Genomic DNA, 623 nt, shown 5'->3' on the forward strand with positions numbered 1-623 from the left:
CACCCCCACCGCGCACAGCATCGCCACCAGGTAGGGCAGCAGGTTTTTGGCGACGTCGAAGCCTTCCTTGGCGCCTTCGATGAAGGCCTCGTACACGGGCACCTTGCGCCAGGCTCCCACAGACACGAACAGCACGACCAGCGCAAACAGCGTGAGATTGCCGAGCAGCGACGACAGCTGCGCCAGCACGGCGGCGCTCAAAGTGGTGAGCAGCGCCATGAAACCGGCCAGCCCCAGCGCCACCGGCAGCAGATAGGCCAGCACCACCGGGCTGTAGAGCGGCAGCCGCTGCACCAGCGCCACGCTCAGCAGCCCCACCAGGGTCGACGCCGAGGTGGCCAGCAGGATGGGCAGGAACACCAGCGTCGGGTCGGGCGCGCCCTGCTGCAGGCGGTACATGAAGATCGTCACCGGCAGCAGGGTGAGCGACGAGGCGTTGAGCACCAGGAACAGGATCTGCGCGTTGGTGGCGGTGTCGGGCCGGGGGTTGAGTTCTTGCAACGCGCGCATCGCCTTGAGGCCCATCGGCGTGGCCGCGTTGTCGAGCCCCAGCGCGTTAGCGGCGAAGTTCAGCGTCATCAGGCCCAGCGCCGGATGGCCGCGCGGCACGCCGGGAATCAGCC

General features: G+C 68.4%; 1 pseudogene. It reads right to left on the minus strand.

Features of this window, described 5'->3' with window-relative positions:
• Positions 1 to 609, minus strand: a pseudogene (locus QZH66_RS17985) (hypothetical protein); the annotation flags it as partial.
• Positions 610 to 623: the final 14 nt, after the last annotated feature.

Origin of the sequence: Stenotrophomonas sp. YIM B06876 (assembly GCF_030711595.1) — a bacterium.
Taxonomy (GTDB): Bacteria; Pseudomonadota; Gammaproteobacteria; order Xanthomonadales; family Xanthomonadaceae; genus Stenotrophomonas.